The sequence below is a fragment of the Thermobacillus xylanilyticus genome (assembly GCF_907165215.1).
In the GTDB taxonomy this organism is placed as follows: domain Bacteria; phylum Bacillota; class Bacilli; order Paenibacillales; family Paenibacillaceae; genus Thermobacillus; species Thermobacillus xylanilyticus.
Genome location: NZ_CAJRAY010000086.1, coordinates 1 through 1,321 on the forward strand (window position 1 = coordinate 1; position 1,321 = coordinate 1,321).

1 protein-coding gene is annotated in these 1,321 nt (G+C 54.7%); it reads right to left on the reverse strand.

The window, feature by feature from the left end; all coding sequences use genetic code 11:
• Positions 1-73 precede the first annotated feature (73 nt).
• On the reverse strand, positions 74-1,321 hold a 1,248-nt coding region (locus KJQ12_RS16600; RefSeq protein WP_244860659.1), incomplete at its 5' end, for a transposase family protein.

Consider the following 1,321-nt stretch of genomic DNA (forward strand, 5'->3'; position numbering starts at 1 on the left):
CGTGTCAACTCATATAAAAATGTTACCGAAGGGCAATGGATCACTCACGTAATTTTGTTACCCAGTGGGGCTGTTATACAGCCTCCACGGGTTCTGCTGTGTCGGTGGAGGACGGCACAGGGCGGGAGAGCATCATCTCTAATTGGTTGTGTAAGGTGAGCGGATCTTGGGAAGACTGGTATGCCTGCAACCGTTGGGTTTGTTCCGATGAGAGCACGCCCGATTCGATTAACCGCGCAACGGGTGTTTTGGCCGTATCGAAGGTTTTCTTGACACGCGCCCCGCGCCTCTCCTTGCCGATCAGCTTGCGAGTGGGCAGGCAGAAATTGAAGTACCGGTCATGCAGGGCATAGATGGAGTTGAGCCACTCCACTTGTTCCGGGCGGTCATAGCGTTCGTAGCCGACCAGCTGGCGGACGAGAAAACCGTTTTTCTGCTCCACGTGAGCATTGTCGTTTTTGCGATAAGGGCGGCTGCGCGTGAAACGAATATGGTTCGAAGCACAGAAGGTTTTCAAATGGGCGTTTAAAAACTCTTGGCCGTTGTCACTGTGGATTCCCCAGGGCTGCATGGGCCACTTGGCGATGATGTGCTTGAGCTCACGAAGCACGGCAAGTTGGGATTTGCCGAGCAGCGCGCGTCTGCGGGTGTAGCCGGAGACCACATCGGTCACCGTCAGCGTATAGGCGAAGTGGCCGAGCGACGATCCGCCGTTGTGTTCGACTAAATCGATTTCCAGCGCGCCCGGACGCGTTTCATCCCAATCGTAGGCGATCATGGGCACTTGTGCACGAAGCTCAGCTAACGGCTTCCGCTTGCTCACCGTCGGTCTGGCCTTCGGAGAGCGGAGTGCGGATAATCTGCGAGCCAGTGTCGGGCGGCTAATCTCTTGCAACTGCGATATGACGGAATCGGTAAGGCGTAGGTGACCGTGCCGGGCAAGGGTCTGAGCGGTTTCGAGCAGAACAGGATGCAATCGCTCGGCACAAGGATAATCCAGCGCTTCCCAAACGCGCTCAATGACGGGCATCGCCTCCTGATAAGCTACGGGCCGATGACGTTTCGATTTGGTTGGCGTTAGCGCAGGAGGGTTCGCGAGAGTGCGGATAGCATGCTTCCGATGGCAACCCAGCACCTTCACAGCGTTGTCAAGGATTGCAGATTTCTCATTTCGCGATTTCGCTTTCTTGTATTGATCAGCCAACATACGGATCACTTCACGTCGTGTTTTCATGGACATTTTCAAAACACTTCCCTTCGGTAACATTTCGACGTGAGTGATCCGATCCCCCTTCGGTAACATTTTACCTGAGTGATTGCG